Annotated in this window: 5 protein-coding genes and 1 pseudogene; 5 read left to right on the top strand and 1 reads right to left on the bottom strand. The window is 65.0% G+C overall.

Annotation, left to right across the window (positions count from 1 at the left end; translation table 11 throughout):
- Positions 1-647: SLOG cluster 4 domain-containing protein (locus tag AHiyo1_RS07645; protein ID WP_445286190.1), on the bottom strand; the 647-nt coding region annotated here is incomplete at its 3' end.
- Between the two features lie 63 nt (positions 648-710).
- Here AHiyo1_RS07645 and AHiyo1_RS07650 point away from each other — a divergent pair.
- From AHiyo1_RS07650 to AHiyo1_RS26370, 5 genes and pseudogenes are all read left to right on the top strand, one after another.
- Positions 711-1,490, top strand: a complete 780-nt coding sequence (locus AHiyo1_RS07650) for a gamma-glutamyl-gamma-aminobutyrate hydrolase family protein (protein WP_059388158.1) — start codon at positions 711-713, stop codon at positions 1,488-1,490.
- Positions 1,491-1,617: 127 nt separating this feature from the next.
- Positions 1,618-2,022, top strand: a complete 405-nt coding sequence (locus AHiyo1_RS07655; protein ID WP_216363150.1) for a cupredoxin domain-containing protein — start codon at positions 1,618-1,620, stop codon at positions 2,020-2,022.
- Positions 2,023-2,032: 10 nt separating this feature from the next.
- On the top strand, positions 2,033-2,482 hold the full coding sequence (locus AHiyo1_RS07660; RefSeq protein WP_059388159.1) for a hypothetical protein: 450 nt from the start codon (positions 2,033-2,035) through the stop codon (positions 2,480-2,482).
- A 175-nt stretch (positions 2,483-2,657) separates the two neighbouring features.
- Positions 2,658-3,398, top strand: coding sequence for a GntR family transcriptional regulator (locus AHiyo1_RS07665; RefSeq protein WP_059388160.1), 741 nt, complete (start codon positions 2,658-2,660; stop codon positions 3,396-3,398).
- A 17-nt stretch (positions 3,399-3,415) separates the two neighbouring features.
- Positions 3,416-3,588: pseudogene (locus AHiyo1_RS26370) on the top strand (5-deoxy-glucuronate isomerase); the annotation flags it as partial.

Here is a 3,588-nt window from a genome sequence, read left to right on the forward strand (position 1 = left end):
CCGCTCAAGTAGGCGCCCAAATTGGCGGCTTCCATGGCACCGGGCCCTCCCCCGGTGGCTACCGTGAAGCCGGACAAGGCCAAGAGCCGGCCCAGGCGCGCCGCATCGTCGAAGTCCTGTGTTCCGCGTTGCGCGACGTGGCCGCCCATGACTCCCACGATCTTGTTCCCCGCGAAATCCCCGTTGCCCAGGAGCTCGTCCAAGGCGTCCCCGATAGCGTGGTCGTGCAGGGCTGCGGCGAGGGTGGCGTCCAGGCTGGTCCGTTGCCCCGGCATGATGCTCCAGTGGTAGACCTGGGCATCCAAGGTGGCTTCGTATTCCGTGGAGTCAATGTCCTCGTACAGTTCGGCGGCGCTGTAGAGGCTGCCCCGGTACGGGTTGAACGGCACCCCGCGCAGCTTCGGAAAGATGAGTGCGCCGCGGCTCCGCAGGGAGTCCTCGACGCCGTCGTCGAAAGTACAGCCCAGGAAGATGGCGCCCTGGGGATCCAGCCGCTGCAGGTCGGCCCGTCGGCCCCGTAAGTCCAGCGACTGGGCGTGCCAACCGTGCATCGTTGCGGCACCGGAGCTCAGGAGCCTGTCGAAATGGGCCACGCTCTCAATGTCGAGCGTGCGGGGACTGGGAGTCAGTGCGCGCGACGGATTCATGGCATCAGCGTAAGCCCGCGGTTCCCGTTGCGCAGGAGTCTCCCGTCCAGTGCATCATGGAGCATGCAGACTTCCGAACAGCAGAGCAGCGTCCGGCCCCGGATCGGCATTCCCGTCCGCCTCAGCAGCTCCGAAAGCACGGATCCCCGCGTGGGAGAGGCGAATGAACTCTTCGACTTCATCGTCGAACTAGTGCGCGACTCCGGTGCCGAGCCTGTACTCCTGGACGCCTCCTTTACCGACGAAGCCGGTCCGCTGGCCGCCGAGCTTCGCTCCCTCAACGGGGTCCTGCTGCCCGGCGGCGGAGACCTGGATCCGCGACTCTATGGTGAAGAAGCGACTGACGCCTGCTACGACGTCAACCCTGACCAGGATCGCTTGGACTTGGCGGTGGCCCGTGGATCGCTCGACGCCGGCTTGCCCACCCTCGGAATCTGCCGCGGCCACCAACTCCTCAACGTGGTCTACGGCGGGACGCTCATCCAAGACATGCACCCCTCATCGGTCGAGCACAACGGCCTCAGCCCGGCGGAAGGCGAGCTCAGCGCCTGGGCGTGGCACGACGTCGAACTTTCACCGGAATCCAAAGTGGCTGGACTCTACAACGCACGGGGCTCGGTGCGGATTGCTTCGGGACATCACCAAGCCGTGGCCAGGATAGGCGATGGCTTGGTGGTGACGGCGGTCGCGGAGGACGGGACCGTGGAAGCCCTCGAGGATCCGCAGCGCTGGGTGGCATCCGTGCAATGGCATCCCGAGGCCTCGCAGCTGCCCGACGAGGAACGGCTCGCCCCGTTCAAGGCGTTCGTGGAGGTCTGCAGGACGCTGCGTCCGGTGGGGTGATGGAGCGGGACGCCCCCGCTCGCCGGAAACAATTTCCCGCGCCCGTGAACCTGACCGCTCCGGAATTCGTCTCATCAATGTGGCAAGCACCTTCGCGCCACCGGACACGAGAAGCGGGGAACCAAACATGAGGAGCAACCCCAAGGCCATGATGGTCATCGTTGGAGCGGCAGCCCTGATTGCCGTGAGCGGTTGCGGGGCGTCCGGAACCGGCTACCAGGGCGCATCGTCGAGCCCACCTTCCGCCGCGTCGTCGACTGCTCCGCCGTCGGGGACCTCGCAATCGCTCACTATCACCATCAAGGACTTCGGTTATCAAGGACCTGTCTCGGTCAGCCCGGGCGCCAAAATCACCGTGAAGAACGAGGACACGCAGGCCCACACGGTCACCTCGGACGACGGAAAGGCGTTCGACGCCGCCGTCGACGGCGCAGGCGGAACGGTCCAGTTCACGGCGCCCACCACACCGGGCAGCTACCCCTACCACTGCGCGTACCACTCCAACATGCACGGAACGCTGGTCGTGAAATGAGCACAGCAAAATGAGCACTCGTGAAGCGGCCCGCCGCAAGCCGGCGAGCCGCAAGCCAATGGACATTCTGTTGAGGCTGCTTGTGGCGGCAGCCCTGGTCGTCGACGCCGTGGTGCATTTCGACCTTGCCTCCGGTTACCAGTTGGGTGCCCCTGGCGGAATCGGTGAAGGCAATCTGTTCCGCCTTGAGGGCGCGGTCGCAATCCTCGTCGCCCTGTATGTCCTGGTCCGCGGCAGTCGGCCAGCCTACGCCGCCGCGGTGGTCGTCGCTGGAAGCGCCTTCATTGCGGTCCTCCTCTACCGCTATGTCGACATACCTGCCATCGGTCCGCTCCCGTCCATGTACGAGCCCGTATGGTTTTTCGAGAAGACCCTTAGCGCAGTCGCCGAGGGACTGGGCGCCGTGCTTGCCGCCGTCGGCTACGTCCGTCAACGCAGCAGCGCCAGACGCTCGTCCTGATGTCTGGACATGTCCCAAACAAGACCCCTGAAACGGCGCAATAAACGCGCCTCCAGCACCCTTGACCCGCGCAATGCTCCTGCTATCATCAGTAAAGCAGTATGTCCTATCAAGCGAACATGAACGGACATGCTTGCAACTTCCGGGACGGTCCTGGAATGCGAGGGAGCATGCAATGGCGAATCAACTTGGCCTCACTATCGACCGTTCTTCCCCTGTGCCCTTGTACCACCAGGTGGTCCAGGGCATCGAGGCCGCCATCCACAGCGGAGTGCTGGAGCCCGGAAGCCGTTTGGACAACGAGATAGACCTCGCCGCCCAGCTCAACCTGTCCCGGCCCACCATGCGCAAGGCCATGGACGAGCTCGTCCGCTCGGGCCTGTTGGTCCGCAAGCGCGGCGTCGGCACACAGGTGGTGTCGAGCCAGGTCCGCCGGCCCCTGGAGCTCTCCAGCCTCTACGACGACCTGACCAACAACGGCAAGAAGCCCACGACGCAGGTCCTCAGCTTCTCGCACATGGAGGCCGACGCTGCGACGCTGACCGCCCTCCAGCTTCCGGCCGGTTCCAAGGTGTACCACTTCACCCGTTTGCGCAAAGTGGGCGGCAAGCCCCTGGCGCTCATGGAGAACTGGGTCCGCGACGACATCGCCACCATGGACGAGGCCATGCTCGCGGAAGAAGGCCTCTACGCCATCCTCCGCCGCGGCGGCGTCAATTTCCGGCTCGCTTCGCAGCGGATCGGCGCCATGATCGCCAATGACTACCAGGCACCGCTCTTGGAGGCGGAAGTCGGCTCGGCATTGGTCACCATGGAACGGACCGCCGTCGACGACACCGGACGCATGGTGGAAACCGGCCACCACGTGTACCGGGCCGATTCCTACAGCTTTGAAATGACACTCGTACAGCGCTAACGCAAGGACACAACTTCATGGCCAACTGGGTCTATCCACTGGGAACCGCCAACGACGGCGATTGGGACATCTCGCTCGGAACCTCCGATTCCGCGTTGACTGTGGACGGGTGGGCCCACACCGGGCTCAAGGTGGCCACGCTCGCCGCGGGCGCCGCCGTCGAACTCCCCGCCGCAGCTGAGGAGCGGAT

The sequence above is a fragment of the Arthrobacter sp. Hiyo1 genome (assembly GCF_001263615.2).
In the GTDB taxonomy this organism is placed as follows: domain Bacteria; phylum Actinomycetota; class Actinomycetes; order Actinomycetales; family Micrococcaceae; genus Arthrobacter.

What these genes read in the sequence shown, in the direction of transcription:
- AHiyo1_RS07650 (WP_059388158.1), top strand. Translation starts at nt 711, where the DNA reads ATGCAGACTTCCGAACAGCAGAGCAGCGTCCGGCCCCGGATCGGCATT.
- AHiyo1_RS07655 (WP_216363150.1), top strand. Translation starts at nt 1,618, where the DNA reads ATGAGGAGCAACCCCAAGGCCATGATGGTCATCGTTGGAGCGGCAGCC.
- AHiyo1_RS07660 (WP_059388159.1), top strand. Translation starts at nt 2,033, where the DNA reads ATGAGCACTCGTGAAGCGGCCCGCCGCAAGCCGGCGAGCCGCAAGCCA.
- AHiyo1_RS07665 (WP_059388160.1), top strand. Translation starts at nt 2,658, where the DNA reads ATGGCGAATCAACTTGGCCTCACTATCGACCGTTCTTCCCCTGTGCCC.